The organism is Streptomyces sp. NPDC004732 (assembly GCF_040609235.1).
Lineage (GTDB): Bacteria > Actinomycetota > Actinomycetes > Streptomycetales > Streptomycetaceae > Streptomyces.
The window spans coordinates 1-1,174 of record NZ_JBEXJR010000053.1 but is presented as its reverse complement, the minus strand read 5'-3'; the positions used below and the strand labels follow the sequence as shown (position 1 = coordinate 1,174).

Below are 1,174 nucleotides of genomic sequence, written 5' to 3'. Positions count from 1 at the left end.
GCAATTTTTTCTATGATGCTTGATTTATCTTCAAAACGCAAATTGTAAAATGAAGTTAGCCACCTTGAGTCAAGCAAAAAACATCTGAATCTCTTATACTAGAAGTTCGACCAAATAGTATAAAAAGGAAATTCAGATGCAAGACTATTCTATCACAAGCCAGAGCAAAGGGAAACACCTGACCAATCAAGACCGTTTAAACATTGAACGTTGGCACAATAAAGAAGGACTGAGCAACCGTGAGATTGCGCGCTTATTGAATAAAGCTCATGGGACGATTGACAGAGAGATGAAGCGAGGGGAAATCCAGCTCAAGCGGAAGGTAAAATACTCTGCTAAAAAGGCTCAAGAAAATTATGAAGGATTGAGGGCTCACAGTGTTCGTCCGAGTAAACTCACGACTGAGATTGATTGTTATGTGAGTACACGTCTTAAAGAAGACAAGGACTCTTTGGAAGTCATTCATCAGGCTCTAAAAGGAGTTTCTCTGAGCAGCCTCTACAATTGGGTCAACTGGGGCTGGTTAGAAGCCAAGCGTCATCATCTTTTCTATCCGCAGTATAAGGCGGCAAAGAAAATCAAACCTCGTGCGCCAAAGCATCCTTTTGGCAAGTCTATTGAAGAACGGCCTGAGTTCATTAACAATCGCTTAGAAGTGGGGCATTACGAGATTGACACGGTCATTCTTACGAGAGCTAAGAACAAGGTGCTTTTGACGCTCACAGAGCGAAAATACCGCACGGAGATCATTCGCTTGATTGATGGGAAAACAGCACAGGCGGTCAATGATGAGCTGGTGGAACTTCAAAAAAGTTATGACTTCAAATCCATTACCCCTGACAATGGCCATGAATTTGCAAGGCTCTCTGAGGACGTAAGCTGTCCAGTTTACTATGCACACGCCTACGCGAGCTTTGAGCGAGGGACGAATGAAAACCATAACCGAATGATTCGTAGGCATCTGCCAAAAGGCACAACAAAGACGACCCCTGAAGAAGTCGCCGCTATCGAGTATTGGATGAACCATTATCCAAGAAAAATGTTCAACTATAAGAGTTCATATGAGATGAGCTTGGCTGGCTAACTTGGACTTGCAATTTGCGTAAATAATAAATTTTTAAAAAAATAAAAAAATTACAGCTGAGACTAGAAATTTCAGAAAGTCTGTGTTATA

At 41.7% G+C, this 1,174-nt stretch carries 1 protein-coding gene; it reads left to right on the top strand.

The window, feature by feature from the left end; all coding sequences use genetic code 11:
* Positions 1–136 precede the first annotated feature (136 nt).
* The gene (locus ABZV77_RS42710; RefSeq protein ID WP_351004109.1) at positions 137–1,084 is read left to right on the top strand and encodes an IS30 family transposase; all 948 of its coding nucleotides are present in this window, start codon (positions 137–139) and stop codon (positions 1,082–1,084) included.
* The last annotated feature ends 90 nt before the right edge of the window (positions 1,085–1,174 follow it).